The organism is Nocardioides sp. (assembly GCF_014360585.1).
GTDB lineage: Bacteria > Actinomycetota > Actinomycetes > Propionibacteriales > Nocardioidaceae > Nocardioides.
This window is the reverse complement of sequence record NZ_JACIXG010000047.1, coordinates 1-24,497: the sequence shown is the minus strand read 5'-3', so window position 1 is coordinate 24,497 and position 24,497 is coordinate 1. Positions and strand designations below refer to the sequence as shown.

26 protein-coding genes and 1 tRNA gene are annotated in these 24,497 nt (G+C 67.8%); 23 read left to right on the top strand and 4 right to left on the bottom strand.

Annotated features, from left to right (window positions below; all coding sequences use genetic code 11):
* Nucleotides 1-76 precede the first annotated feature (76 nt).
* Nucleotides 77-820: an NUDIX domain-containing protein gene (locus H5T77_RS16035; RefSeq protein ID WP_292650872.1), complete on the bottom strand. Its 744-nt coding sequence runs from the start codon at nt 818-820 to the stop codon at nt 77-79.
* A gap of 94 nt (nt 821-914) precedes the next feature.
* On the opposite strand from H5T77_RS16035, the gene H5T77_RS16030 reads away from it, so the two are divergent.
* The 5 genes from H5T77_RS16030 to H5T77_RS16010 all read left to right on the top strand — a co-directional run bounded on the left by H5T77_RS16030 (nt 915) and on the right by H5T77_RS16010 (nt 5,885).
* The gene (locus H5T77_RS16030) at nt 915-1,499 is read left to right on the top strand and encodes a carboxymuconolactone decarboxylase family protein (RefSeq protein ID WP_292650871.1); all 585 of its coding nucleotides are present in this window, start codon (nt 915-917) and stop codon (nt 1,497-1,499) included.
* Complete coding sequence (locus tag H5T77_RS16025) at nt 1,496-2,386, top strand: RNA polymerase sigma-70 factor (protein WP_292650870.1); 891 nt, start codon at nt 1,496-1,498, stop codon at nt 2,384-2,386. The genes H5T77_RS16030 and H5T77_RS16025 overlap by 4 nt, the downstream gene beginning before the upstream one ends.
* A gap of 63 nt (nt 2,387-2,449) precedes the next feature.
* Nucleotides 2,450-3,640, top strand: coding sequence for an MFS transporter (locus tag H5T77_RS16020; RefSeq protein WP_292650868.1), 1,191 nt, complete (start codon nt 2,450-2,452; stop codon nt 3,638-3,640).
* Between the two features lie 538 nt (nt 3,641-4,178).
* Nucleotides 4,179-5,441, top strand: coding sequence for an HNH endonuclease signature motif containing protein (locus H5T77_RS16015; protein ID WP_292650866.1), 1,263 nt, complete (start codon nt 4,179-4,181; stop codon nt 5,439-5,441).
* A gap of 36 nt (nt 5,442-5,477) precedes the next feature.
* Nucleotides 5,478-5,885, top strand: coding sequence for a RidA family protein (locus H5T77_RS16010; protein WP_292650864.1), 408 nt, complete (start codon nt 5,478-5,480; stop codon nt 5,883-5,885).
* Nucleotides 5,886-5,984: 99 nt separating this feature from the next.
* Here H5T77_RS16010 and H5T77_RS16005 read toward each other — a convergent pair whose 3' ends face one another.
* Nucleotides 5,985-9,401 (bottom strand): M36 family metallopeptidase, encoded by a 3,417-nt coding sequence (locus tag H5T77_RS16005; protein ID WP_292650862.1) that lies wholly within the window; start codon nt 9,399-9,401, stop codon nt 5,985-5,987.
* A gap of 139 nt (nt 9,402-9,540) precedes the next feature.
* Here H5T77_RS16005 and H5T77_RS16000 point away from each other — a divergent pair, with 139 nt between their 5' ends.
* From H5T77_RS16000 to H5T77_RS15930, 15 genes are all read left to right on the top strand, one after another.
* Nucleotides 9,541-10,320: an enoyl-CoA hydratase/isomerase family protein gene (locus tag H5T77_RS16000; protein WP_292650860.1), complete on the top strand. Its 780-nt coding sequence runs from the start codon at nt 9,541-9,543 to the stop codon at nt 10,318-10,320.
* Nucleotides 10,321-10,325: 5 nt separating this feature from the next.
* The gene (locus tag H5T77_RS15995) at nt 10,326-10,661 is read left to right on the top strand and encodes a hypothetical protein (protein WP_292650858.1); all 336 of its coding nucleotides are present in this window, start codon (nt 10,326-10,328) and stop codon (nt 10,659-10,661) included.
* A gap of 128 nt (nt 10,662-10,789) precedes the next feature.
* The gene (locus H5T77_RS15990) at nt 10,790-11,572 is read left to right on the top strand and encodes an electron transfer flavoprotein subunit beta/FixA family protein (protein ID WP_292650857.1); all 783 of its coding nucleotides are present in this window, start codon (nt 10,790-10,792) and stop codon (nt 11,570-11,572) included.
* A 23-nt stretch (nt 11,573-11,595) separates the two neighbouring features.
* Complete coding sequence (locus H5T77_RS15985; protein WP_179659259.1) at nt 11,596-12,549, top strand: electron transfer flavoprotein subunit alpha/FixB family protein; 954 nt, start codon at nt 11,596-11,598, stop codon at nt 12,547-12,549.
* A gap of 141 nt (nt 12,550-12,690) precedes the next feature.
* Nucleotides 12,691-13,977, top strand: coding sequence for a phospholipase D-like domain-containing protein (locus tag H5T77_RS15980; protein WP_292650853.1), 1,287 nt, complete (start codon nt 12,691-12,693; stop codon nt 13,975-13,977).
* Nucleotides 13,978-13,994: 17 nt separating this feature from the next.
* The gene (locus H5T77_RS15975) at nt 13,995-14,900 is read left to right on the top strand and encodes a phosphotransferase family protein (protein ID WP_292650852.1); all 906 of its coding nucleotides are present in this window, start codon (nt 13,995-13,997) and stop codon (nt 14,898-14,900) included.
* A 46-nt stretch (nt 14,901-14,946) separates the two neighbouring features.
* Complete coding sequence (locus H5T77_RS15970; RefSeq protein WP_292650851.1) at nt 14,947-15,360, top strand: hypothetical protein; 414 nt, start codon at nt 14,947-14,949, stop codon at nt 15,358-15,360.
* Between the two features lie 70 nt (nt 15,361-15,430).
* Nucleotides 15,431-16,681, top strand: coding sequence for a glutamate-5-semialdehyde dehydrogenase (locus H5T77_RS15965; RefSeq protein ID WP_292650849.1), 1,251 nt, complete (start codon nt 15,431-15,433; stop codon nt 16,679-16,681).
* Nucleotides 16,682-16,724: 43 nt separating this feature from the next.
* On the top strand, nt 16,725-16,886 hold the full coding sequence (locus tag H5T77_RS15960) for a hypothetical protein (protein WP_292650848.1): 162 nt from the start codon (nt 16,725-16,727) through the stop codon (nt 16,884-16,886).
* Between the two features lie 11 nt (nt 16,887-16,897).
* On the top strand, nt 16,898-17,575 hold the full coding sequence (gene nadD, locus H5T77_RS15955; RefSeq protein ID WP_292650846.1) for a nicotinate-nucleotide adenylyltransferase: 678 nt from the start codon (nt 16,898-16,900) through the stop codon (nt 17,573-17,575).
* Nucleotides 17,572-17,946, top strand: coding sequence for a ribosome silencing factor (gene rsfS, locus H5T77_RS15950; RefSeq protein WP_292650844.1), 375 nt, complete (start codon nt 17,572-17,574; stop codon nt 17,944-17,946). Before nadD ends, rsfS begins: the two co-directional genes overlap by 4 nt.
* 22 nt (nt 17,947-17,968) lie before the next feature.
* A complete protein-coding gene (locus H5T77_RS15945) occupies nt 17,969-18,598 on the top strand; it encodes a histidine phosphatase family protein (protein WP_292650843.1) in 630 nt (209 codons plus the stop codon).
* A gap of 63 nt (nt 18,599-18,661) precedes the next feature.
* Nucleotides 18,662-18,734: transfer RNA gene (locus H5T77_RS15940), tRNA-Ala, on the top strand.
* A 52-nt stretch (nt 18,735-18,786) separates the two neighbouring features.
* Nucleotides 18,787-19,182 (top strand): helix-turn-helix transcriptional regulator, encoded by a 396-nt coding sequence (locus H5T77_RS15935; RefSeq protein ID WP_292650841.1) that lies wholly within the window; start codon nt 18,787-18,789, stop codon nt 19,180-19,182.
* A complete protein-coding gene (locus H5T77_RS15930; RefSeq protein WP_292650840.1) occupies nt 19,182-20,477 on the top strand; it encodes a tyrosine-type recombinase/integrase in 1,296 nt (431 codons plus the stop codon). Before H5T77_RS15935 ends, H5T77_RS15930 begins: the two co-directional genes overlap by 1 nt.
* A gap of 612 nt (nt 20,478-21,089) precedes the next feature.
* On the opposite strand, the gene H5T77_RS15925 is transcribed toward H5T77_RS15930, so the two are convergent.
* Nucleotides 21,090-21,257 (bottom strand): hypothetical protein, encoded by a 168-nt coding sequence (locus H5T77_RS15925; RefSeq protein ID WP_292650838.1) that lies wholly within the window; start codon nt 21,255-21,257, stop codon nt 21,090-21,092.
* A 147-nt stretch (nt 21,258-21,404) separates the two neighbouring features.
* Here H5T77_RS15925 and H5T77_RS15920 point away from each other — a divergent pair, with 147 nt between their 5' ends.
* The 3 genes from H5T77_RS15920 to H5T77_RS15910 all read left to right on the top strand — a co-directional run bounded on the left by H5T77_RS15920 (nt 21,405) and on the right by H5T77_RS15910 (nt 23,808).
* Nucleotides 21,405-21,776, top strand: coding sequence for a helix-turn-helix transcriptional regulator (locus tag H5T77_RS15920; RefSeq protein ID WP_292650836.1), 372 nt, complete (start codon nt 21,405-21,407; stop codon nt 21,774-21,776).
* 11 nt (nt 21,777-21,787) lie between these two features.
* The gene (locus H5T77_RS15915) at nt 21,788-22,333 is read left to right on the top strand and encodes an ImmA/IrrE family metallo-endopeptidase (protein ID WP_292650835.1); all 546 of its coding nucleotides are present in this window, start codon (nt 21,788-21,790) and stop codon (nt 22,331-22,333) included.
* A 275-nt stretch (nt 22,334-22,608) separates the two neighbouring features.
* A complete protein-coding gene (locus tag H5T77_RS15910) occupies nt 22,609-23,808 on the top strand; it encodes an IS110 family RNA-guided transposase (protein ID WP_292650833.1) in 1,200 nt (399 codons plus the stop codon).
* A 220-nt stretch (nt 23,809-24,028) separates the two neighbouring features.
* Here H5T77_RS15910 and H5T77_RS15905 read toward each other — a convergent pair.
* Nucleotides 24,029-24,497: hypothetical protein (locus H5T77_RS15905; protein WP_292650831.1), on the bottom strand; the 469-nt coding region annotated here is incomplete at its 5' end.

Here is a 24,497-nt window from a genome sequence, read left to right as displayed (position 1 = left end):
GCAGGCTGTGGTCGACGCTGAGCTGACACCGTCGCGATGAGTAGTGGCCCTGGGGCGTGCCTTCAGACGGCGCGCCCTAGGGGCGCCCCGACTCGGTGTAGCCGCGGCCGTCCCGCAGGGCATCGAGAGCGGCCTCGACCCGGCGAGCGGTGAAGTCGGCGGCCCGGTCGCGGACCTCGTCGAGGGTGCAGAACGCCACTGAGCGGATCTCGCGCGGCTGAAGGGTGGTCTGCTCGACGATGGAGGAGGGCCGGATGCCGCCGTCGAAGACGAGGCAGATGGCGTCGTCCCAGCCGCCCCAGGGCGGCAGCCAGTCGGTGAGGAGCAGGTCGCCGGCGGGGATCAGGAGGGCGAGCTCCTCCTCGATCTCGCGGGTGGTCGCCACCTTCGGCGACTCGCCGACCTCCACGATCCCGCCGGGCAGGTCCCAGTCCTTCTTGTAGGTCAGCTGGCACATCAGCACCCGGTCCTCGGGGTCGCGCACCAGCATCTGCCCGATCGCGCGCTTGCGCGGGAGGAACGAGTTGAGCAGCGCCCGGAAGCCCTCGGGAGCCTCCACCGGAGCATCGCTCGCCACCCGGGCGTAGATCATCCGGTCCTTGCCGCCCGAGACGCCCCGGAGCAGGCCCTCACGATGGAGACCCGACCAGGTCGCGGTGCGCTGCTCGGCAGGGTCGTCGGGGTCGATCAGCGCCTCCACCCGATGATGGGTGAGCAGCGCGGTGGCCACCTCGCGGCGTACGACATCGACGGATTCGCCCGCGGCCCACTCGATCCGGGCAACGCCCTCCGCCACGGTCGTCGTCTCTGGCTCGCTCACGAATGCCACCCTAGCGAGCCGAGTTGTCACAACCTGATGGTTGTCGGTGTCTGGATGCTGACGAGATGCTCGACCCAGAAAGAGGAGGGCGACGATGCCCAGCACGTTCAGGATCCCCAAGGCAGATCTGACCGGTCTCTACGGCGCCGTGGTGCGGCGAATGAGCAAGAAGATGTACGGCGAGGTCCCCGACGTCGGCTACGTCCTGTTCCACCACAAGCCGGCGCTGCGCGCGGTGATGGGGTTCGAGACCAAGGTGGGGAAATGGAAGGCGCTCGACCCGACGTACAAGTCGCTGGCCGAGCTGGCAGCGGCGAGCACGATCGGGTGCAGCTGGTGCCTGGACTTCGGCTACTACCTCGCTCGCAACGGGAACCTCGACCTCGAGAAGATCAGCCAGGTGCAGGTGTGGCGGACCTCCGACGTCTTCGACGAGACCGAGCGGAAGGTCATCGATTACGCCGAGGCGATGACGACCACGCCGATGACCGTCACCGACGAGATGGTCGCGGACCTGCTGGCCGAGCTCGGCGCCGAGGCGATGGTGGAGCTGACCCAGATGATCGCGCTGGAGAACATGCGCTCGCGGTTCAACTCCGCCGCCGGGCTGCAGAGCCAGGGCTACTCCGACGTCTGCGAGATCCCGCTGGTTCCCGCGCCGGTAGGGTCCGAGGCATGAGCGAGCCGACGAGCGAGGTCGCGACGGAGAGCTTCGTCGCCCACCGCAACCTGCTCTTCACGGTGGCCTACGAGATGCTCGGCTCGGCCGCCGACGCCGAGGACGTGCTCCAGGAGACGTGGTTGCGCTGGGCCGATGTGCCGCTCGAGGAGGTGCGTGACCACCGCGCCTACCTGGTGCGGATCACCACCCGGCTCGCCCTCAACCGCATCCGGACGCTGTCGCGCCGCAAGGAGACGTACGTCGGTCCGTGGCTGCCCGAGCCGCTGCTGACCGCTCCGGACGTCGCCGAGGACGCCGAACTCGCCGACTCGCTCTCGACCGCGGTGCTGCTGGTCCTGGAGACCCTCTCGCCGACCGAGCGGGCGGTCTTCGTCCTGCGCGAGGTCTTCGCGCTGGGCTACGACGAGATCGCCGCGGCGGTCGACAAGTCGCCGGCCGCCGTGCGGCAGATCGCGCATCGAGCCCGCGACCACGTCGCCGAGCGGCGGCCGCGCGAGGCGGTCTCGGCCGCCGAGGCGCGTCTCGCCCTGGAGCGGTTCCGCGACGCCGCGACCGGCGGCGACCTGCAGTCGCTGCTCGATGTGCTGGCACCCGATGTCGTGCTCTTCTCCGACGGCGGCGGTGTGGTGCAGGCCGCCCTCAACCCGATCCACGGCGCCGACAAGGTGCTGCGGTTCTTCACGGGGCTGGCGACGAAGTACGGCATCCCCAGGTTCGAGCTGACCAGTGTCAACAGAGCGCCGGGGATGCTGCTCTACTTCGGCGAGGAGGTCGACGGCGTCGTCACCCTGCACGTCGAGGACGGCATGGTCACCGGGCTCTACTACGTACGCAACCCGGCCAAGCTCAGCGGCATCGCCGGACAGGTCCATCTGGAACGCTGACCTCGATCCGGCGCAGCGCGTACGGAAGGATCACGAACGTACGTGCTGGGTGGAGGTCTGGGAGTGGATCAGCGGGTCGAGGCTCGGCAGCTGCGCGCGGTGCTGGTCACGCTCTGCGTGACCGTCACTGCGGCGTACGGCGTCCTCTACTACGCCTTCACCGTCCTGCAGCCGCGGATCATCGACGCCACCGGGTGGTCGGCGGCCGCGATCACCACCGCCTTCTCGGCCGGCACGCTCCTCGGGGCCGTGGCGGGGATCCCCGTCGGGCGGGTCATCCAGCGCTACGGGCCGCGGTGGGTGATGGCCGGGGCCAGCCTGCTGGGGGCGGTCGCGCTGCTCGTGGTCGCTGCTGCGCCTTCGTACTGGATCTTCGCGCTGGGCTGGCTGCTGGTCGGGCTCTCGACCGCCGGCACCTTCTATCCGCCGGCCTTCGCGGCGCTGACGCACTGGTTCGGTACGCGGCGGGTGGATGCGATCACGACGCTGACTCTCGCCGGCGGGTTCGCCTCGACGATCTTCGCGCCGCTCACCGACGCGCTGGCGGGCTGGGTGGAGTGGCGGTGGACGTACGTGATCCTGGCCGGCGCCTTCGTGGTGCTGACGTTCGTCCCGAGCGTCGTGGTGCTCGACCTCGCCTGGAAGCCGACGGCTTCGAGCGACGGTCGACCGGTGCGGGACCGGGACGTGCTGCGGAGCCGCCGGTTCGTGCTGCTCACGCTCGCGGGCACGCTGGTCACGATGGCCGTGTTCGCCTCGATCGTCCACCTGGTGCCGTTCCTCGTCGAGCACGGGCTGAGCCCGGCCACCGCGGCGTGGGCTCTCGGGCTCAGTGGCGCCGGCCAGGTCGCTGGGCGGGCGTTCTACCCGCTGCTGGCGCGGCGCTTCGGCGTACGGACCCGGATGCTCGGGGGAGTGCTGTGGTTCGCGGCCTCGGTGGCGCTGCTTCCGCTGCTGCCCGCGGTCGGCTGGGTGATGATCGTTGTCGCGATCCTCACCGGGACCGCTCGCGGCCTCTACACGCTCATCTCCGCGACCGTCGTCAGCGACGTGTGGGGTCCGGAGAGGTACGCCGCGCTCAACGGGGTCTACTCCGCGCCTGCCGGGATCGCGGGTGCGCTCGCTCCGGCTCTGGGGGCTGGGGTCGCTGTTGTGATGGGTGGGTACGACGGGCTCTTCTGGGTTCTTGGTGGGACGGCGGTGGTTGGTGCCGGGCTTGCTGGGGTTGCGTTGGTGTCGTTCGATCGGGGATGAGGGGCCGTCCTGCTGGTCGAGCTTGTCGAGGCCTCATCCCCGCTGGTCGGGCCGCCGGAGCCGCTGGGCGGAGGCGTGTCGAGACCAACACAGTTCCCGGCCGGAACGTCTCTTGCTCCCGGTGGTCGAGCTTGTCGAGACCTCCCTGCCGGAGGCCTTTCGCCCGAAGGCCGGCCTGGGCCGCCGACCCGACTTCGAGGATGTTCTCGACATGCCCCGGAGTCAAGGACGGCCTTCGGCCGCCGGCTACGCCGGCCGCTTCGCGGTCCTGGACACCGGACCACGTCGAGAAAAAAGATGGCTGGCTATCGGGGCGGCGGCCCGGGTGTGGCGCAGCGCATTCGTTCCTGGGAACGGTGGTGTTCGTGGGGTGGGAGGGTGGCCCTTCGGGCCACTTACCATCCACAGGTTTGACGTCGTTCGCTCACCGCGAGAACAGCGGTTGACCTGCGCATATAGGTAGATTCGCCACGCTTTGTGAAGTAGAATCGGACCCATCACGGCACGCCTCTGAACACACCGGAGAGGAGGGGCAGCGATGAGTCTCGAACCCGAGATCAACCACTGGGGAACCAACCCCGATGACCCGATCGACGCAGAGCTCGCCGCCCTCGAATCCTCCCTCGACACCCTGCTCACCAGAGACCCCGCCTACTGGCGCACCGGCCAGAAGAAAGACCGTTTGAAACGCCTGGAGATCATCCAGGCCAAACAAGCCGCACTGAGACTCCGGGTCCTCGCTGTCGCGGGTGACATCGCCGAAGAGACCGGTGCGAGAGACGTCTCCGGGTGGATGTGGACCGAGCTGCTGGTCGACAAGAAGGTCGGGCGTGCCGAGGTGAAGCTGGCCGCCGGGCTGGCGAGGTACGAGCTCGTCGCTGCCGGCCTGGCTGAAGGCGTCGTGTCCCCCGACAAGGCCCGGGTGATCGTCAAAGCCCTCGAGGCGGTCGAGGCCGACCCCGAAGCCAGCACCGAGAACCTGGTGCTCGCGGAGAAGCTTCTGGTCGAGTACGCCACCGAGATGACCGCGACCAAGCTCGAGATCATCGGAAAACGGATCCTGGCCGAGGTCGACCCCGAACGGTTCGAGGCCGCCGAAGCCAAAGCGCTGCAGCGCGAAGAAGAACGCGCCCAACGCCGCACGTTCTTCACCTCGCGCGCCAACGGCGACGGGACCGTGGACATCCACGCCCGGGTCTCGTACGCGGTCGGTCACCGACTCCGCACCATCCTGGACTCCCTGGCGCAGCCCCGGAAGCTCTCCGCGGAGGACCGGGGCCGCAAAGCCCCCTATGACCGGCTGCTGGGCCAAGCGTTCGCCCGGGTCATCGAGACCTACGACGTCGACCAACTGCCCCGCCACGGTGGCCACGCCACCACGGTGTTCATCACGATGAGCGTCGAGGACCTCCGCAAGGACCTCGGCACCGCTGCGTTGGGGTTCGATGGCGAGCAGATCACCGCGGCCGAGGCGCGTCGGATGGCCTGCAACGCCGACCTCATCCCCGTCGTCCTGGGCACAGGCTCCGAGATCCTCGACTTCGGCCGCACCACAAGGCTCGCCCACCCGGTCCAACACCGGGCACTGCGGCTACGAGACAAATGCTGCCAAGCAGAAGACTGCGATGCGCCAGCCGCCTGGACCGAAGCCCATCACCTGAAACCCTGGTCTATAGGCGGGCTCACGAATCTGGCCAACATGGTCTTGTTGTGCCCCAGTGACCATCGCCGGATCCATGACCCCAACTACGCCTATGAACGCCTCCCGGACGGACGGATCCGGTTCGCCCGACGTAACTAGGACGCGCTCGACATGCGCGCGTGACAGGATTGCGGGGTGGTCGACGCTGTCCGTCTCATCCGGTCTGCCGAGCTCAGTGATGTCGCCCAGTACGCGTACGCGTCGACTGTCGAGAGCGGTGCCCGACTCGTGTTCCTCGCGGGCGCGTGCCCGCTCGAGAAGGACGGGTCGACGGCCGCTGTCGGTGACTATGCAGGGCAGGCAGCCAGATGCATCGAGACGCTGAGCGAGGCGCTCAGGTCGGCTGGCGCGACGATCGAAGACGTGGTCAGCACCCGGGTGCTGGTTGCTTCCTCTCGGCGCGCGGACCTCGTCACGGCGTGGGAGGTCGTTCGCGATGCGTTCGAGGAGCATGACGTTCCCAGCACCCTGATGGGGGTCACGGTCCTGGGCTATGACGATCAGCTGGTCGAGATCGAGGCCGTCGCTGCGGTGATCGACTGATCCTCGCGCCGGCGACAGGCTCGGCCCGGACAAGACCAGCCCCGACAAGACCGGAGGGCCTCGGTGCCCCGCGGCGGGCGGGACACCGAGACCCTCAGATCACTTTCCGAAGACCTGCAGCTCGGCGGCGTGGACGATGGTGCCGCGGTCGGAGCCGGTCTTGCAGTCGGTCGTGGTGAGGGGGTCGGCGTCCTGCTCGCCGGCGTAGCCCTCGTAGCCCGTGCACTGGTTCTCCAGCGCCACCAGACGCACCGCGGCCGCGACGGTGTCGGGGACGTCGAAGGTACGCAGGTTGAGGTTGGGCGCGACCGGCCTCGGGCGCTTGCCGGGGAAGGCGTCGTCGCTCGAGGTGTAGAAGCGCTTCCAGGTCGCGCCGGTGGTGCCACAGGCAGAGACGCAGGCCTCGAGCGCGAACTTTCGCAGGGCTGTGAAACGGGAGCCCGAGTCGGCGTCCGTCTCGGTGGCGGGGGAGAGGTAGGCGCTCACGTTCACCCTGGTGACGGTGTGAGATCCGCCGGCCAGGTCGACGGCGACCGACGGCGTGGTCGCGTCCACGTTGCCCTCGGTCACGCCGCCCCAGTTGGTGCCCTCCGTGCCGTCGATCAACGCGTCCGGGTTGCGCGAGCCCTCCGTCGACGCGATCACCGTGGCTCCCTTGGCAGCAGCCGCGAGGTTGGTGGTCGAGGCGAAGGAGACGGTCGTGGCCTTCTTCGAGGCCGAGAGCGTGACTGTCTTGCGCTGCGCGCCGCCGGTCTTGGTGACGTAGAGGAACTCGTACGTCCCCGGGACGAAGTGCGCGACCGACCCCATCGCGGTGTCGACCAGCGTGTCGGCGACCGGCGTGGCCCGAGCCTCGAAACGGCCGACATACACCTTCCCGGGAGTCTCGGTGGGCGCGCTGAACGTGACCTTGACGTTGTCCGAGGCCGCCGAGGCGAAGCTCGGGGTCGGCTCGTGGTCGTCGGCGGTCGTGGTGGCGTACTGACCCATGCCGCGCTGAGCGAACGCCTTCGCGATCACCTCACGGTTGGCACCGCCGAAACGCATCTGGTCAGCGGCCAGGAATGCATCGCGGGCGTCCAGCATCGAGGTCGCACCCTGCTGGAGCAGGAACGAGTCGAAGACCAGCTGGATCCAGCGCCGGTTGCCCGGGCAGTGATCGGGCGCCAACGGCGAGGCCGAGGTGGTGCCCGTCGAGCAACGCAGCTGAAGCGCCTTGTCGGCGTAGGGATGGGTGGCGTCGTACTTGTCGACCAGCGCCTGCCGCACCGACCACATGGTGCCGTTCCAGATCTCGCCGTCGGCGTGGACCTGGGGGCCGGTGCTGTCGTAGCCGACGTCGGAGAAGTTGAGCGGGTTCTTGTCGATCGCGAAGTTGCGGATCGCGGTGTCGGTGTTGCCGGTGGCGTAGGAGCCGACCGCCCAGGGGGTGCCGCCGTTGTAGAGGTCGTGGGCGAACATGTGCTCGGCCGCGGCCAGGTCGCTCCACGACTCGCCCATCGCGCCACCCTGGTCGGAGGTCAGACCGTCGTCGGGTCCGCCGACCATCCGGTTGGAGATGGCGTGGGTGTATTCGTGTCCGACGATCCCGAAGTCCAGCGAGCCGTCGGTGCAGGGTGCGTAGAAGGCACCGGCGGCGGGCTGGAAGAGGTACTGGTTGGTGATGCCGGGCACGCCGTCCATCAGGGTCAGCTGGTTGGCGTTGTTGCGGCCGGTCAGCACCCCGCTCTGCTCGATGATCTGTGAGTCGAGCGCGGCGGCCTGCGCGTTGCCGATCTCGGCGTCGAGACCGCGGCCGCCACGGCCGAGGTTGTCGGTCTGCAGGTTGTAGTTCTCCTCGGTGAAGCCGAGGAAGTAGGACCAGTCGTGCATCCGGTTGTGGCCGGCGAACAGGTTGCCGACCACGTAGTTCACGTCGTTGCCGCCGGGGACCAGGGTCGTGGGCGAGCACTTGGAGTTGTTCCAGGCGTCGGTGAACGTGCCCGTGTAGTCACGCACCGGCGAGATCGGCGCCTGGGCGAGGCCACCCGCGGCCAGCGGTGAGAGCCAGCCCTCGTGGGTGTTGGCGTTGTTGCCGATGGTCGTCAGCGAAGGCACCCCGACGGTCGTGTTCAGCAGGGTGTCCCACGGGCCGGCGTTGGCCAGGCTCTTCAGCTCCGGACCGGTGCAGTCGTCGACCTTGGTCCAGCAGGCGATCACGTCGTTGGCCGGGACCGCGTCGCCGCCGGTCGAGGCGGCGTCCGGAGTGCCGGGGAAGTAGGACCAGCGCGGGTTGCTGCCCGGCAGGTCACCGGCGTCCGCGCCGGCGTCGGAGGAGGCGACGGTGACCGTGTAGCTGCCGACGAGGAGCGAGTCGTCGAAGGGACAGACCTGGACCGCGTACGTCCCGGGGTCGATCTTGTCGGCGGTGTAGGTGGCTGCCTCGGGGTTGAAGAGCAGGTCGCCCTCGACGAGCAGCCGTCCGTCGGGTGCGAAGAGCTTCACGGTGAAGTCGTCGGTGGGCAGCCCGACCGCGACCGCGGCCAGGGTGCGGGTCTTGTCGTCGGCGATCTCGAAGGGGTGCTTCGGGCCGCAGGCGTTGAGCGCGGTGCCGGTGAACGGTCCCTCGACCTCGTTCTCGTGGTCGACGTTGTCCTGACGCAGGAGCACGTCACCCGTGACCGCGTCGACCAGCACCGTCTGCCCCAGCAGGGTCGCGGCGGCGGAGTCGACGACGGTGGCCTGGAAGACGGGCCGTACGCCCTCGCCGGGGACCGGGAACGCCCGCAGCCGCACGAGCTGGTCGGTCGCCAGGCCAGGCACCGTCAGCTTCGTCCAGTCGGTCGGCTTCGCGGCGGCGGTGGTGGCGATCTCGCCGACCTTAGAGCCGGTGATCGGGCGTCCGGCCGAGGCCGCTGCCTTCAGCCACGCCTCGGTCGGGGTGAGTTCTGGCTTCACGGCGGTGCCGGTCACCTTCGACAGCGAGGAGGAGACGTAGGCGATGTCGCCGTCGGCGACCCCGACTGTGACCAGGCCCTCGGTGGCGGCCGGCAGACCGTCGTAGGTCTGTCGGAACAGCACCGCATGGCCACCTTCGGCTGCCAGCTTCTGGTCGCTGACCAGCTCCAGGTCTTCCATCTGGCTCCCGGAGAGCCCGAAGACCGCCGCGTTCTCCTTCAGGAACCCGCGGGCGGCCGCGACCGGGTCGGACGACCCGGCAGTGGCCAGCACGCCGTCGGAGGTGATCAACGATGTCGGCGTTCCGTGGTCGTTCCAGCGGATGTCGACGGCGTCGAGGGCCCTGGCGGCGGACTCCTGGGCCGAGGTGGGCAGCACGCGGTCGCGTACGTCCAGGCCGGCATCGGCCTCGTGACCGAGGAGCCCGCCGGAGCGGGCCGTCTCGGCCGTGTTGTCTGCGTTGTCAGTGGTGGAGAGCGCGGCACCCGAGACCGGCGTCGCCAGCACTAATGCGCCGAGGGCGATGCTCAGCGCCGCACCGAGGCCTACCCGAGTGCGATTGGAACGTGATTCGATCATGTGTGACCAACGTCACTTTGCTGAAATAGGTTACGCCCCACATGTAACGCCTGTGCAACGGATAGGGGTACGGCGCCGGGAGGCCACCAGATAGTCTTCCGGCACATGTAACCGCCTTTTACAGACAGGGAGCGCCACGATGGGTGACTTCGTCAACCTGACCGTCGAGGACGGCGTCGGCACGATCCGACTAGACCGGCCCAAGATGAACGCGATCAGCTTCCAGGTGCAGGCCGAGCTGCTCGAGGTCGCGACCGAGGCGGCGGGCGACGACGACGTACGCGCGGTGGTCGTCTACGGCGGGGAGAGGCTGTTCGCCGCCGGCAACGACGTCAAGGAGATGGCCGGCCTGTCCTACTCCGAGATGGCCAAGCGGGTCGCGGGTGTGCAGGCTGCGGTGACGGCGGTCGCGGAGATCCCCAAGCCGGTGGTGGCCGCGGTGACCGGCTACGCGCTGGGCGGGGGCTGCGAGCTGGCGCTCGCCGCTGACTTCCGGATTGCCGCTGATGACGCCACCTTCGGTCAGCCGGAGGTGCTGCTCGGCATCATCCCCGGTGCCGGGGGCACCCAGCGGCTGGCACGACTGGTCGGGCCGTCCAAGGCCAAGGATCTGATCTTCTCGGGTCGCTTCGTCAAGGCAGACGAGGCGCTTGCTATCGGCTTGGCCGACCGGTTGGTGCCGGCGGCCTCGGTCTACGAGGAGGCTCTCGCGTGGGCGAGCCAGTTCAAGAAGGCGGCCCCGTACGCTCTGGCGGCGGCGAAGACGGCGATCGACAAGGGGCTCGGGGTGGACCTCGCCACCGGGCTGGCCATCGAGCAGCAGCAGTTCGCCGGCGTGTTCGCGACGCAGGACTCCCAGATCGGGATGGGATCGTTTCTCGAGAACGGTCCGGGCAAAGCCAACTTCGAAGGGAAGTGACTCTCGTGTCCGACACAAAGACATCCTCCGGTCCGGGCGTGGTGAAGACCGTCCGGTCCTACGCCTCCAGGGCGATCTGGGTGATCGCCCTGATCGCCGCTCTGGCGCTGGCGATCGGTGCCCTGCTGATCGCGCTCGACGCCAACCAGAGCAACACGCTCGTCGCCTTCGTGCTCGATGCGGCAGACGTGGCCGATCTCGGCCTGTTCTCGCGTGAGAATGGCATCAAGCAGTTCGGCGGCGAGGACGCAGCGACCAAGAATGCGCTCTTCAACTGGGGCATCGGTGCGCTGGCCTGGCTGATCGTCGGCCGGATCGTGGCTGGTTTCATCCGGCCCTGACCCCGTGTGACATTCTCAACTCGAAGGCACCTGTCATCCTTATGTGACTGACCGGTAACATCGCTGGCGAACTACGACCATTCAGGAGGGGCCGGCTAGGCCGCACCATCATGAACATTGTTGTGCTTGTGAAGTACGTACCGGACGCGACCGCGGACCGGCAGTTCGAGGACGACTTCACCGTCGACCGCGTGAACGTCGATGGTCTGCTCTCCGAGCTCGATGAGTATGCGGTCGAGCAGTCGTTGCAGATCAAGGAGAAGCGCGACGGCGAGGAGATCACCGTCACCGCGCTGACCGTGGGTCCCGAGGCCGCCGAGGCTGCTGTGCGCAAGGCGCTGCAGATGGGCGCCGACAAGGGCGTCCACGTCGTCGACGACGCGATCGCCGGCTCCGACTCCATCGCCACCTCGCTGGTGCTCGCCAAGGCGATCGAGAAGATCGGCGCCGAGACCAAGGTCGACCTGGTGGTCGGTGGTCTGGCTTCGACCGACGCCAGCATGAGCGTCGTCCCGGCGATGCTCGCCGAGCGCCTCGGCCTGCCGCAGGTCACCCTGGCCTCGGTCGTCGAGACCCAGGGCGACCAGATCCGCATCAAGCGTGACGGCGACGTCGCCACCGAGGTCATCGGCGGCACGCTGCCGCTGGTCCTCTCGGTGACCGACCAGTCGGGCGAGGCCCGCTACCCGTCGTTCAAGGGCATCATGGCGGCCAAGAAGAAGCCGCTGGAGACCTGGTCGCTGGCCGACCTCGGTGTCGACGCCGGTCAGGTTGGTCTCGGTGCTGCGTACACCGCGGTCGAGGAGACGGCGGCCCGCCCGCCGCGTACTGCCGGAGAGATCGTCACCGACGAGGACGGCTCGGGTGCCAAGGCGCTGGCCGAGTTCCTCGCGTCCAAGAAGTTCATCTGAGGCCGAGAAAGGATTCAAGAATCATGGCTGAAGTTCTCGTTCTCATCGACCACGTGGGTGGTCAGGTCAAGAAGCCGACCTACGAGCTGCTCACCCTGGCCGCCAAGCTCGGCGAGCCGTCCGCGGTCTACATCGGTGACGCCGGCGGCGCCGCTGGTGCCGCGGAGGCCGTGAAGGGCTACGGCGCCGAGAAGGTCTACGTCATCGACGACGCCCAGATCAAGGGCTACCTGGTGGCCCCGAAGGCCGAGGCGCTCGCGCAGCTGGCCGGCTCCGCCTCCCCTGCAGCGATTCTGCTGCCGTCCTCCGCGGAGAACAAGGAGGTCGCCGGACGTCTGGCGATCAAGCTCGACTCCGGTCTGATCACCGACGCCGTCGACCTCGACGAGTCCGGCGTGGCGACCCAGTCGGTCTTCGCCGGCAACTTCACGGTCAAGGGCAAGGTCACCAAGGGCACCCCGATCATCACGGTCAAGCCCAACTCGGCCGCTCCGGTCGAGAAGGCCGGCGCCGCCGCGGTCACCCCGTTCGAGGTGACCATCTCCGACGCCGCCAAGACCGCCCAGATCGTGGCCTCCCAGCCGCGTAAGGCCTCGGGTCGCCCCGAGCTCACCGAGGCCGCGATCGTGGTCTCCGGTGGTCGTGGCACCGGCGGCGACTTCTCCGCCGTCGAGGGTCTCGCCGACGCGCTCGGTGCCGCCGTCGGCGCCTCGCGTGCCGCGGTCGACTCCGGCTGGATGCCGCACACCTTCCAGGTCGGCCAGACCGGCAAGACCGTCTCCCCGCAGCTCTACGTGGCCAACGGGATCTCCGGTGCGATCCAGCACCGCGCCGGTATGCAGACCTCGAAGACCATCGTCGCGGTCAACAAGGACGAGGAGGCGCCGATCTTCGAGCTCGTCGACTTCGGTGTGGTGGGCGACCTGCACACCGTTCTCCCGGCCGTCACCGACGCGGTGAAGGCCGCGAAGGGCTGACGAGCCAACCCGTTCTACCCGGGACGTACGTCCTGAGAACCCGCCTCCGAGCAGCCGCTCGGAGGCGGGTTTCTTGCTGTTTGGTGTCGGGTTCGGCGAATAGTCGCGCGCGCGATACGTCGCTGGGTATAGTCCGGGCCCATGTGGGTCAATTTGCTGAGGTCGAAGACGACCCGGAAGATATCGATCGCCTCAGCAGTGGCGGGATGTGTCGCAGCGCTGGTCATGGCGACGATGTCGGTGGTCTCGACACCGGCGACGGCGGCGCCCTGGTCGCCGCCGGCTGGCCCGTTCTTCAACAATCCGACAGGCAACTATGCGCAGCGCAACGCTGTCGTCAACCGCATCAACACCAGCATCCGACACTCGGTGCGGGGCTCCTACATCCGGTTCGTCACCTACAACCTGGATCGCGCCGACACCGTCGACCAGTTGATCGCTGCCCACAAGCGCGGTGTTCACGTGCAGATCCTGGTCAACCGGAAGATGTGGAGCAGCGGCGAGAAGAAGCTGGCCGCGCGCCTCGGCACCAAGCGCCACCGGCCGAGCTTCATCTACGGATGTGCCGGTGCCTGCCGTGGGTACGACAAGGGCAACCTGCACATCAAGATCCACTCGTTCACCCAGGTCGGCTCCAAGCGCAACATCGTGATCAACAGCTCCGGCAACCTCGGTGGCGGCGCGGCCGGCTCCCAGTGGAACGACGGCCAGACGATCTACGCCAGCGCCAGCCTGTGGCGGACCTGGCTGCGGATGTTCAACGAGCTCAAGGCCGACCGGAAGGCCTCGCCGCGCTACGTCTCGTGGAGCGGTGGCGGAACCTCTGTCGGGTTCCAGCGCACCCGCCCTGGCGCGACCAGCGAAGAGGTCTACGCCCGCGGCACCGGCGACCGGGTGATCGACCGGCTGCGCCAGGTCGGTTGCCGCGCACCCAAGGGCTACGGCACCAAGGGCAAGACGATCCTGCGAGTCCACATGTACGCGTGGTACAGCCGCCGTGGCGAGCGCATCGCCGACGAGATCGTCCGGCTGAAGAAGCGCGGCTGCGTCGTCCGGGTGATCGGCTCGGTGACCAGCAACCCGGTCTACCGCAAGCTCAAGAGGGTCGGCATCCCGGTGCGCGACGCGGCCTGGGACTGGGGCCAGAAGAAGTCCACGAGCGGTGACAGCATCGTCTACGGCTCGCGCTGCTACTCGCACTACAAGTGGATGAGCGTCAACGGCGCCTACGCGGGCCGTGGCACGCACAGCGTCTGGACCGGTTCGGAGAACTGGTCGCCGCCGTCGTTCAGCAACGACGAGGTCACCTTCCGGTTCACCTCGAAGAGCTACTACAACGCCTACACCGACCGGTTCAACAGGATGTGGAACAGCTCGAACGCGACCCACAGGGTCTACAGCCAGCCGAAGCGTCGTCCCTGCGCCTGACCGGTTAGCCTCCACGGGTGAGCTTCGGTGAACTCGGTGGAGGCATCCAGCCGCTCGACGGCGGCTGGTCGGGAGAGACGTTCCTGGCGGAGGCCGGTGGTGAGCGGTCGGTCGTGCGGGTCTTCGCCGACCCGCGCCACCCCCCGCAGGCTGCGGAGATCCAAGAGGCCCTGCACCGTCTGGTGCGGGGCCTCGTCCCGGTCCCGGACGTCTTGGAGGTACGCCGCGCCGACCCCGACCTGGGCACACCCGCACTGCTGGTGACGGAGTTCGTCGAAGGCGTCCGTGGCGACCTGCTGGTTCCTGACCTGGACGAGGAGCAGCAGGGCAGGCTCGGACGTGAGCTCGGGGAGATCGCGGGGACCCTCGCCGGGATGCCGTTCCTGACTGCCGGGACCTTCGCCGACAAGGAGCTGCGGGTCGAGGCACACGCGTTGGACCTGACCGACTGGGTCGAGTCGTACGCGGATCGACTCGACTGGTCAGCGGCCGACCTGGAGGGTCTGCGCGAGGTGGCCGCCGACGCCCAATTTCTGCTCGACACGGTCGCCAGGGCGAGCCTGGTGCACAGCGACCTCAACCCGAAGAACCTCATCCTCGATCCGGAGACGCTGAACGTGCGTGCGGTCGTCGACTGGGAGTTCGCCCATGCCGGATCCCCGTTCGCCGATCTCGGCAATCTGCTGCGGTTCGACCGGCAGGAGGCGTACGTCGCGGGCGTGCTGGAGGGCTACGTCTCGGCGCGCGGTGGCAGCACCGCTGACGCCCTCGACCTGGCGCGCTCCGCGGACCTGGTCGCGCTGGTGGAGCTCGGAGCGCGGCGTACCGACAATCCGGTGGCCGCCCGGGCGCACGAGCTGCTGCTCGAGATCGCGCGATCCGGTTATGTCCACATCGCCCCAGAGGGCGCGGTACGCCGCTAGGATTCGGAGCGCGCTGGACGGTGCCGGCGCGACCTGGGGGATGGTTGTGGGAGCGAGTGAGGTCGGCGGGGCCGGAGGTTGGTGGCGCGGCTGGACGCCCTGGATCTCGGCGCTGGTGCTGTCGGCGATCTTCGCCGGTGCGATGTCGGGGATCGCGTTGGTCAGGAGGTCCTACCAGCCACCGGTGGACTACCCGGCGATGAACGAGTCCGAGCCTGTGGCGAGCGCATCGGCGTCGGCGAGCCCGGCCGGGAAGCAGGAAAGGCTCGATGCCTCGCCACGAGCCCGACCGGTGGGCGAGCCCAGCGAGTCGAAGCCGGCGGAGCCGCCGCGAAAGCTGCGGCCCTCGCCGTCCGCATCGGCGAGCGGTGAGCCGATGGCGACGGCGGAACCATCCGAGAGCCCGCGCGGCCCGCTCGAGGGACTGGGCGAGCTGCTGGGGCTGGGCGGCGAGGACTGACCCTGCCCGTGCGGTCCACACGGCGAAAGGAGTGGTCGCCGCGTACGCCGGACGGCATAGGGTTCTGAACATGAGTGCAGAGGCAGTGATCCGTGAGGTGGCGGCGAAGGCACGAGAGGCGAGCTATCAGCTTGCGGTCGCGCCGCGCAGCGTGAAGGACGCGGCGCTGCAGGCGATGGCCGACGCCCTGCTCGACCGGGCCGACGAGGTGCTGGCGGCCAACGCAGCAGACGTGGCTCGTGCCGAGGCGTCCGGCAGCCCGGCCAACATCGTCGACCGCCTCACCCTGACCCAGGAGCGCCTCGACGGCATCGCCGCCGCGCTCCGCGAGCTCGCCGCTCTTCCGGACCCGGTGGGAGATGTCGTCCGCGGCAGCACCCTCGCCAACGGACTCGAGCTGCGGCAGGTGCGAGTCCCCTTCGGTGTCGTCGGGATGATCTACGAGGCGCGCCCCAACGTCACCGTCGACGCGGCCGGGATCTGCCTCAAGTCCGGCAACGCGGCGCTGCTGCGTGGCTCCTCCAACATCGCGGCCAGCAACGTGGCCATCGTCGCCGTGCTCCGCGACGCCGTGGTCTCCGTCGGCCTCCCGGCCGACGTGATCCAGGTCGTGCCGGGGGAGGGGCACGACTCGGTCAAGGCCCTGATGCGCGCTCGTGGGCTGGTCGACGTGCTCATCCCGCGCGGTGGCGCCGGCCTGATCCGCAGCGTCGTCGAGGAGTCCACCGTGCCGGTCATCGAGACCGGAGTGGGCAACGTGCACGTCTATGTCGACAAGGCCGCCGACCTCGACAAGGCGCTCGCGATCGTCATCAACTCCAAGACCCAGCGCACCGGCGTGTGCAACTCCGCCGAGTCGCTGCTCGTGCACGCCGACATCGCCGCGGAGTTCCTGCCCAAGGTGATCCCCGCGCTCCAGGAGCGAGGCGTCCAGATCCACGGAGACGAGGCCTTCCAGACCTACGACCTGGTCGAGCCGGTCACCGACGAGGACTACGCGGCCGAGTTCCTGGCGCTGAAGATCAGTGCCGCGGTCGTACCTTCCCTCGACGCTGCCGTCCAGCACATCCGGCGCTGGTCGAGCGGCCACACCGAGGCGATCGTCACCGACGACCTGGGCGCCGCCCGGCGGTTCACCGCCGCGGTCGACTCCGCGGCAGTGATGGTCAACGCCTCGACGCGGTTCACCGACGGCGGCGAGTTCGGCTTCGGTGCAGAGATCGGGATCTCGACCCAGAAGCTGCACGCTCGGGGCCCGATGGGCCTGCCCGAGATGACCTCGACGAAGTACATCGTCACCGGCGAGGGACACGTACGCTAGTCCGAAGCGGCTACCCGAGCGGTCACAAGGTAATCTGTGCGCCATGTCGAACTCCGTTCTGTCGAGCATCATCACCTCCGCTGAGCACGGGGCCGAGCACGGCACCTCTGGCATCGAGTGGGTCATCGGTGGCGTGACCCTGGCCATCCTGTTCTTCGCGCTGATGGCTCTGGTCTGGTTCGCCGGTGGCCGTGAGCACTCCTGAGCGCTGATCAGATGGGCAGCGGGGGAGCGCCCGAGCCAGGTCTGGAGGGTCTGACCGGCAAGCGCCGCGTCGGGGTGATGGGCGGCACCTTCGATCCCATCCACCACGGCCACCTGGTGGCGGCCTCCGAGGTGCAGTCGTTCTTCGACCTCGACGAGGTCGTCTTCGTTCCCACCGGCGACCCGTGGCAGAAGGCCGACCGGAACGTCTCCCCGGCCGAGCACCGCTACCTGATGACGGTCATCGCGACCGCCGCCAACCCGCGCTTCACCGTCAGCCGGGTGGACATCGAACGTGCCGGCCGGACCTACACCATCGACACGCTGCGAGATCTCGCCAAGGTGCTGCCCGAGGCCGAGCTCTACTTCATCACCGGGGCTGACGCGCTCGCCGAGATCTTCACCTGGCGCGACACCGACGAGCTCTTCGAGCTCGCCCAGTTCGTGGGGTGCACGCGTCCGGGCTACACGATGGATCCCGAGGTCATCTCGAAGATCCCCGCCGACCGGATCACCATGCTCGAGATCCCGGCACTGGCGATCTCCTCCTCCGACTGCCGCGATCGGCATCACCGGGGCGAGCCGGTCTGGTATCTCGTCCCCGACGGCGTGGTGCAGTACATCGGCAAGCACGACCTCTACCGACCCACTCCCCACCTCAAGACTCCCCATTACAAGGATGGCCCATGACCGCGACCGAGCACGCTCTCGAGCTCACCATCACGGCCGCCCGCGCGGCCTCGGAGAAGAAGGCCGGACACATCCTCGCCTTCGACGTCAGCGACCAGCTGGCGATCACCGACACCTTCCTGCTGGCCTCCGCCCCCAACGAGCGGCAGGTCCAGTCGATCGTCGACGAGGTCGAGCTCAAGTTGCGCGACCTCGGCTCGAAGCCGCTGCGGCGTGAGGGTCACAAGGAGGGGCGCTGGGTGCTGCTCGACTACGGCGAGATCGTCGTGCACGTCCAGCACGAGGAGGAGCGCCAGTTCTACGCTCTCGAGCGGCTCTGGCGCGACTGCCCCGCCATCTCGCTGCCCGCCGACGTCGTCTCCGAGGACTGAGGGTCCGGTGGGCGAGCCAGCCGTGCCTGCGGAACCCCGTCGCCTCATCCTGCTCCGCCACGGCGTCACCGGCTGGAACGCCGACGGTCGCTACCAGGGCCAGACCGACATCGAGCTCGCCGAGACCGGCCATCAGCAGGCCAAGGCCGCCGCTCGTACGCTCGCGACGACGTACGCCGTGACCCGGCTCGTCTCCTCCGACCTGATGCGGGCACGCCAGACCGCTGCCTACGTCGCCGAGGAGACCGGCCGCGAGGCTGCGTACGACCCTCGGCTGCGTGAGGTCTGCGCGGGGGAGGCCGAGGGGATGAATCGCGCCCAGATCCACGAGCGCTTCGGTGAGATGCCGGCCAGCTGGGAGCCCTACGGCGGGGAGTCGTGGCCCACCGTGGCGGCGCGCTTCAGCGCCGCGCTCCACGACGTCGCCGAGACCGTCGAGCCCGGCGAGACTGTCGTGGTCGTCGCTCACGGCGGCGCCATCCGCCAGGGTCTGGCTGCGTTCCTCGGTTGGGATCCGTCCGTCGTCACCACCCTCGCCCCGCTGACGAACTGCGCCTGGATCGAGCTCGTTGCCAGAGAGTCCACTCATGGACTCATCCCATCAGCGCCATGGCGACTCGCGACGTACGGAATGGGCACCCCGATTTCGTGATCGCAAACTGATTCCGCTAATGTTCTTCTCGTTGCCCGGGGTGATCGACCGGGACAACGCCACGGGGGTGTGGCGCAGCTGGTAGCGCATCTGCATGGCATGCAGAGGGTCAGGGGTTCGAGTCCCCTCACCTCCACCGAAAATGCTGGTCAGGGCCGTGTTCTGAATCCTAACTAAAGGATTTGAACATGGCCCTGACCCGTTTTTGTCGCGTTTATCGTTCCGGTTTCGGGATCTCTGCGCGCCGTCTCGGACGGCTGCGAATCAACTCGGAAACGGGCGCGCACCTTTGGTGCATGAAGACCTCCAGAGCTCTCACCACGACCGATGCCGGGCACGACGATGTCCATGACGATGAGGTCGACAACGTCGTCCATGGCGCCTTCGAGGCGTCCTATTCGATCAAGGATCTGGCCGCCGAGCTCGGGGTGCCTGTCCAGACGCTCTACGACCTGCGCACGCAGGGCCGCGGACCGGTCGGATTCCGGATCGGTCGCTGTTTGCGATTTCGGCGCTCCGAGATCGACGCTTGGCTGGCCAGGCTCGAGGAAGAGGACGCCGATCGGCACGGGGGCGATGCGTGATGGCCGGCCGCCCGCGCCTGGCGATCGGCACCCACGGCGACATCCACGTCAAGCGAATGGCGCCGCGGCGCTACCGTGCTCGATGCCGGGTCCGCGACGCTGACGGAAAGGTTCGCGAGGCCAAGGCCACCTCGCGTTCGCGCAACCAGGCCAAGGCAGTGCTCCGGGAGCGGTTGAAGGAGCGCCTTGGATTCGGGGCGAGCGGCTTGCTCTCGCTGTCCAGCCCCTTCCCGGACCTGGCCAACCTGTGGCTCCAGGAGCTCGCCGGGCGTGACATCGCGAACAACACCAAGGAGAACTACCGCGACGACCTGCGAGTGCACGTGATGCCGTTCTTCGAGGCATACACGCTCGGGGAGATCACAACCGGGCGAGTGGAGACGTTCCTTCAGCAGCAGTACGCCGTGTCGTACTCCATGGCCAAGCACTCGCGCACCTTGCTCAACCAGCTGTTCAAGTTCGCGATCCGAAACGACGGGATGGTGCGGAACCCGGTCGAGGCGACCTCGCCGCTGGCCAAGCCGAAGGGGAAGCCGCAGGCGCTCACACCGGAGCAGATTCTGGCGATCCGGAAGGCGGCCAACGAGTGGCGTACCGGGCCAGGGGTGAAGGGGCCCAAGCCCGACGGCAACGTGCGCGATGCGCTGGAGGTGATGCTCGGCACCGGGATGCGGCCGGGTGAGGCGCTAGCGTTCCGGCCGGTCGATGTGAGAGACACGAAGAGCGGCATGGTTATCGAGATCTGCGGGACTCTGGTTTACGAGCAGGGCAAGGGCACCTTCCGGCAGGACCATCCCAAGACCCATGCGTCTCGCCGGCGGATCCCGGTAGCTGGGTTCGCCGCTGAGGTGATTCGGCGCCGACTCGAGGAGATGGGGCCGGGCGACCAGGAGGACACGGTCTTCCACAACCGCCGGGGCGGGGTGCTGAGCATGTACAACTTCAGGCGTACGTTCCGCGCTTTCCTCGAGCTCGCCGATCTGCAGGACTCGGGGATCTCGCCGCGGTGGTATCGCCGCACCGTCGCGACAATCATCGCTAGGGCGCACGGTCTCGATGCCGCCGCCACCCACCTGGGTCACACCTCCAGCGCGATCACCGCGGGGTTCTACGTCGAGCCAGACGTAACCGTGCGGCACGAGGTCATGCTGGCGGTCCAGGCAACGGGGCGGGCCGAGGCTCCAGACTTCTCGGTGCTTTTGCAGGGTCTGGACGAGGAGCAGGAGGACGTGCTCGACCGACTCGAAGAGAACGAGCCGGAAGATGGAAGCACCGCCGAGGCCGACGCGGCGTGAGTGGCGTGGCGAGGCAAGCATCGAGACTGAGCATCGGTACCACTGCTTACGCGGCTCTAGACACATCTATACAACCGGACACCTCGGCGGCTTGTTGGACGTCTCTTTAGCGATGAGTCTTCGATCCGGCCAGCGCATGCCTAGATTCATGCGAGCTTCCGTGCAACTACCGGGCATTCCCAAGACTGGCGACGGAATCGTGGGTACGACGCCTCTGGCGCACTACGGGACGTAACGTCCCATCCCGTGAGTGACCCCGGCCTCCCCGCGACGACGAGTTCGAGGTCTGGTTCTACGCGGTGGTTGACGCCGTGGCGCCAGGCGTTTGGGACGAGGGCGCGAGCGTTTGTCCCGCTGCAGCGACTGGGCCTTAGATGGAGACGGACTGAGGCACGTTGGCTGTCGTCCATCTGCTCACAGCCGCAACTCGACGAACTTGGCCACGCGCGTGTGCTTAGATGCGACCTAGCCCGATTCGGCCGAAGTGAATGGTGCACTTCGGCCGAACCGGGCTCGATACTTGCGGGCCGCGTCAGCCGGCACGCTTGCTACTTGAGTTCTCTTGAGGGATGTCGTTCACCCCACTCTGCCCAATCGAGCCGACGTTGCAGATCAGGCGTGCTGGATGAGCTCCCAGGTGACCGCCTGGTTGTTGTACGGCGGCATGGTGTTGTTCCTGGCGATGGGCGCGGTGGTCGAGGGGTAGCCCACGACCTTCCAGACGCCACTTCCCGGACAAGTCTGCCCGGTGCGGGCCTTGGTACCGAGTGGAACGGACATTTGGTCCTCCTAGAGGGTGTACGGTGGATGATCCGATATCGGATCACTGAATCGAAAGTATCATCTCGGCGGGCCGAGATCCACTCACTGGTCCGAAAGTGCGACACTCGGCGCGTCGCTTCTCTCGAATGCTCGCCCGGAGGACGTATGGCTAAGACGAAGATTGATGCGCGGTCGCTGCTTGGATCGCTCGACCAAGCTCGACTGTCGAAGGACATGTCATGGCGGCAACTCGCCGCTGACGCGGGCGTGACGCCCTCTCTGTTGTCACGACTTCGCAACGGCTACAAACCGGACGCAGACGGCTTCATGACGTTGGTGACGTGGCTCGGTATGCCGGCCGAGCGATTCCTGATCGATGAAGACGCAGTGTCGGCGAAGGAGCCCGAGTTGACGTCCGAACTGGTCCCGCTGCTTCGGGCCAGCAAGGATTTGGACGAGGACGACATCGCCATGCTCCAGGACGTCATCCAAGCGACCCTGAAGCGCGCGGCCGCAAGGCGAAGCGAGCGTGAGTGAATAAGTCAGCCTTGAAGCGTCTCGCGCTAGAACTCCGGCGAGAGGTCGATCTCACCCCCTATGATCGGTTTGACCCGCTCGTGCTGGCGGAGTTGTACGGCGTGGAGGTGATTCGTCTGTCTGAGATCGAGTGCTCGCCGGCGGCTTTGCGGCACTTCCAATTGGCGCGGCCGGAGCGGTTCTCGGGTGCGTTGGTGCCACAGTCTGACGGCAGCACAGTGATCATCGAGAATGACTCACACGAGCCCGAGCGTCGGGTGTCGACCGCGAGCCACGAGGTTGCCCATGTGGCATTGGAACACCCCTTTGCTGCGACGTTGACGGACACCAAGGGCTGCCGGGTCTCGATTGCCGAGCACGAAGCCGAGGCTGCCGAACTCAGTGGTGAGTTGCTGCTCCCGACGGACGCCGCGAAGAGGCTTGCCTTCAACAAGGTTTCCGACGCGGATGTCGCTCGCCGTTTCGGTATCAGTATCCAGTTCGCCAGGTGGCGCATGAACGCAACTGGTGCCCGAAAAATCGCCGCACGGGCAGCAGTCAAGCGCCGTGCAACCTGATGCCGTCACCCGCGGCGCAACCCACGCGAGCTACACCGTGTCATTCTGGGCTACTAGAGGATTCCCGTAGGACCGGCGTCCGGCCAGACTCGGTCCAGGTGTCCGGTGGGTTCGCTCTCTTTTGGGCTGCCCACCCGCCCGTGCGGGTGTGGCTCGATTCCGGTTTGCAGCCCCCGGGCACCGCTGACGAGGCGTGGCTCAAGAGGGGACTGCCCAGCTCGTAGTAGCAATGCCCACCTCGCCGTCCCAACCGGAACGAGCGCAGGGAGTAGCGCATGGAGCAGGTCGTCATCGGGGTCGATCCCCACAAGTTGTCGGCGACGATCGAGGTCGTCGACCAGCACGAGAAGCTGATCGGATCAGGTCGCTTCAGCACCGACCAAGCCGGGTACTGCGCGATGCGGAACTACGCCAAGACATGGCCGGATCGGGTCTGGGCTGTCGAGGGAGCCAACGGTGCTGGTCGTCCGCTCGCCCAGCGTCTCCTCGAGGCTGGTGAACAGGTTGTTGATGTGCCGGCCAAGCTCGCCGCGAGGGTGCGGCTCTTCGACACTGGTCACAACCGCAAGACCGACGCCCTCGATGCGCACTCGGTGGCGGTCGTGGCCGTGCGGACCTCGAACCTGCGGGTGCTGAAGGTCGACGGCGAGCTCGAGGCGCTGCGGATGCTGGCCGACCGCCGCGAAGCCTTGACCCGTCGACGGGTACAGACCGTGTGTCGACTCCAGGCGCTCTTGGCCGAGCTCCTGCCTGGCCAGGGCAAACGAGACATCACCACCGGCCAGGCCAAGGCGATGCTGGCCACCGTGCGGCCACGTGACATCGCCGGGAAGACGCTGCGCCGTATCGCCGCGGAGGAACTGGCCGAGCTGATCGCGGTCGAGACGAAGATCAAGAAGGCCACCGCTGAACTGAAAGCGATGGTCCTGGCGCGCGGGTCACGGCTGATGGACATCCACGGTGTCGGTGCCGTGGTGGCTGCCAGGATCCTGGCCGACGTCGGCGATGTCGCCAGGTTCGCCGACCGCAACCGGTTCGCGTCCTGGACCGGCACGGCGCCGCTGGATGCCTCCTCTGGTGAGCAGAACCGGCATCGTCTCTCACGCGCGGGGAACCGCCGGGTCAACCACATGATCCACATCGCCGCGGTCACCCAGCTGCGCCTCGACACCGAAGGACGCGCCTACTACCGGCGCAAACGAGCCGCCGGCAAGAAGCCACAAGAAGCTCTGCGTTGCCTCAAGCGACGCATCTCCGACGCCATCTACAAACAGCTCGTCAAAGATGCCGCACGCGCTGGTGGGGCGGACCCGGGAGGGCACTGCGGGGCGTCTCAAGAATCCAGCGCGGTCGACCTGCCCCCGCGAATCGACACTTCGGATCAGCCACTCCCGGACCCGCAGACCCGACGCTACGCCGCACCACCCTCCACCCGGAAGATCCCGGCGACCGGGTCATTCGCGAGCACTGGTTGACAACAGAGGGGAGCCTACTGACGCGCCTTACTACTGGTGGCCGTCTTCCAGAAGAACTCCAAACAGGCGCAGGCAAGGATGTGGTGGCTGTGGCCAACTGCGAGGCTGTGGGTGCTCGACGGAGCGCGGCGCCTCGACAAGCTCGACTCGGCGGCTGAGGAGGCCGGCCGACGGTTGCGCGATTGGTGGTCGCCGTGATCGGTGGGCCGCCCGGACGCGGTCAGCGCCTGAAGCGAGGACCCGTAGGGGCGGATGCCGAGCGGCTGAGAGTGTTGCTGACGATCGCTGCGTACAGGTCTGCACGACTTCTGGCCGCACCGTCGGGCGGGTCCGCGTGCGGGCTTGGACGGAGCTTGTTGCGGACGATCGAGGGTAGATCGGAGTCGGTGGCTCGGTCGATGGGTGCGTAGCGTTCGCGGGCGGTCTTGATGAGCTGGCCGCTGGTCTTGTCGAGGCGGGGGAGTCGGGTTCGGCGCAGGATCGTGCCGTTCTCGATACCGGTCTCGATGAGGTCGGCGAGGCGACGGTCGATATGGGTGAAGCGTTTGTCGAATGCTGCCAGCATCTTCTCGTCAGGCCGGACCTCGGATGGCACGCGTTTGATCCGGTCGACGAGCGCGCCCGCTTGCTGGCCGGCAGCGCGGCCGTGGGAGGTGGGACCGGGACTGACATCGCGCAGGGATCGGTGG

What these genes read in the sequence shown, in the direction of transcription:
- H5T77_RS15935 (WP_292650841.1), top strand. Translation starts at nt 18,787, where the DNA reads ATGGCCCTGACCCGTTTTTGTCGCGTTTATCGTTCCGGTTTCGGGATC.
- rsfS (WP_292650844.1), top strand. Translation starts at nt 17,572, where the DNA reads ATGACCGCGACCGAGCACGCTCTCGAGCTCACCATCACGGCCGCCCGC.
- H5T77_RS15930 (WP_292650840.1), top strand. Translation starts at nt 19,182, where the DNA reads ATGGCCGGCCGCCCGCGCCTGGCGATCGGCACCCACGGCGACATCCAC.
- H5T77_RS15980 (WP_292650853.1), top strand. Translation starts at nt 12,691, where the DNA reads ATGTGGGTCAATTTGCTGAGGTCGAAGACGACCCGGAAGATATCGATC.
- H5T77_RS15985 (WP_179659259.1), top strand. Translation starts at nt 11,596, where the DNA reads ATGGCTGAAGTTCTCGTTCTCATCGACCACGTGGGTGGTCAGGTCAAG.
- nadD (WP_292650846.1), top strand. Translation starts at nt 16,898, where the DNA reads ATGGGCAGCGGGGGAGCGCCCGAGCCAGGTCTGGAGGGTCTGACCGGC.
- H5T77_RS16025 (WP_292650870.1), top strand. Translation starts at nt 1,496, where the DNA reads ATGAGCGAGCCGACGAGCGAGGTCGCGACGGAGAGCTTCGTCGCCCAC.
- H5T77_RS16030 (WP_292650871.1), top strand. Translation starts at nt 915, where the DNA reads ATGCCCAGCACGTTCAGGATCCCCAAGGCAGATCTGACCGGTCTCTAC.
- H5T77_RS15920 (WP_292650836.1), top strand. Translation starts at nt 21,405, where the DNA reads ATGGCTAAGACGAAGATTGATGCGCGGTCGCTGCTTGGATCGCTCGAC.
- H5T77_RS16005 (WP_292650862.1), bottom strand. Translation starts at nt 9,401, where the DNA reads ATGATCGAATCACGTTCCAATCGCACTCGGGTAGGCCTCGGTGCGGCG.
- H5T77_RS15960 (WP_292650848.1), top strand. Translation starts at nt 16,725, where the DNA reads ATGTCGAACTCCGTTCTGTCGAGCATCATCACCTCCGCTGAGCACGGG.
- H5T77_RS15965 (WP_292650849.1), top strand. Translation starts at nt 15,431, where the DNA reads ATGAGTGCAGAGGCAGTGATCCGTGAGGTGGCGGCGAAGGCACGAGAG.
- H5T77_RS16000 (WP_292650860.1), top strand. Translation starts at nt 9,541, where the DNA reads ATGGGTGACTTCGTCAACCTGACCGTCGAGGACGGCGTCGGCACGATC.
- H5T77_RS16015 (WP_292650866.1), top strand. Translation starts at nt 4,179, where the DNA reads ATGAGTCTCGAACCCGAGATCAACCACTGGGGAACCAACCCCGATGAC.
- H5T77_RS15910 (WP_292650833.1), top strand. Translation starts at nt 22,609, where the DNA reads ATGGAGCAGGTCGTCATCGGGGTCGATCCCCACAAGTTGTCGGCGACG.
- H5T77_RS15925 (WP_292650838.1), bottom strand. Translation starts at nt 21,257, where the DNA reads ATGTCCGTTCCACTCGGTACCAAGGCCCGCACCGGGCAGACTTGTCCG.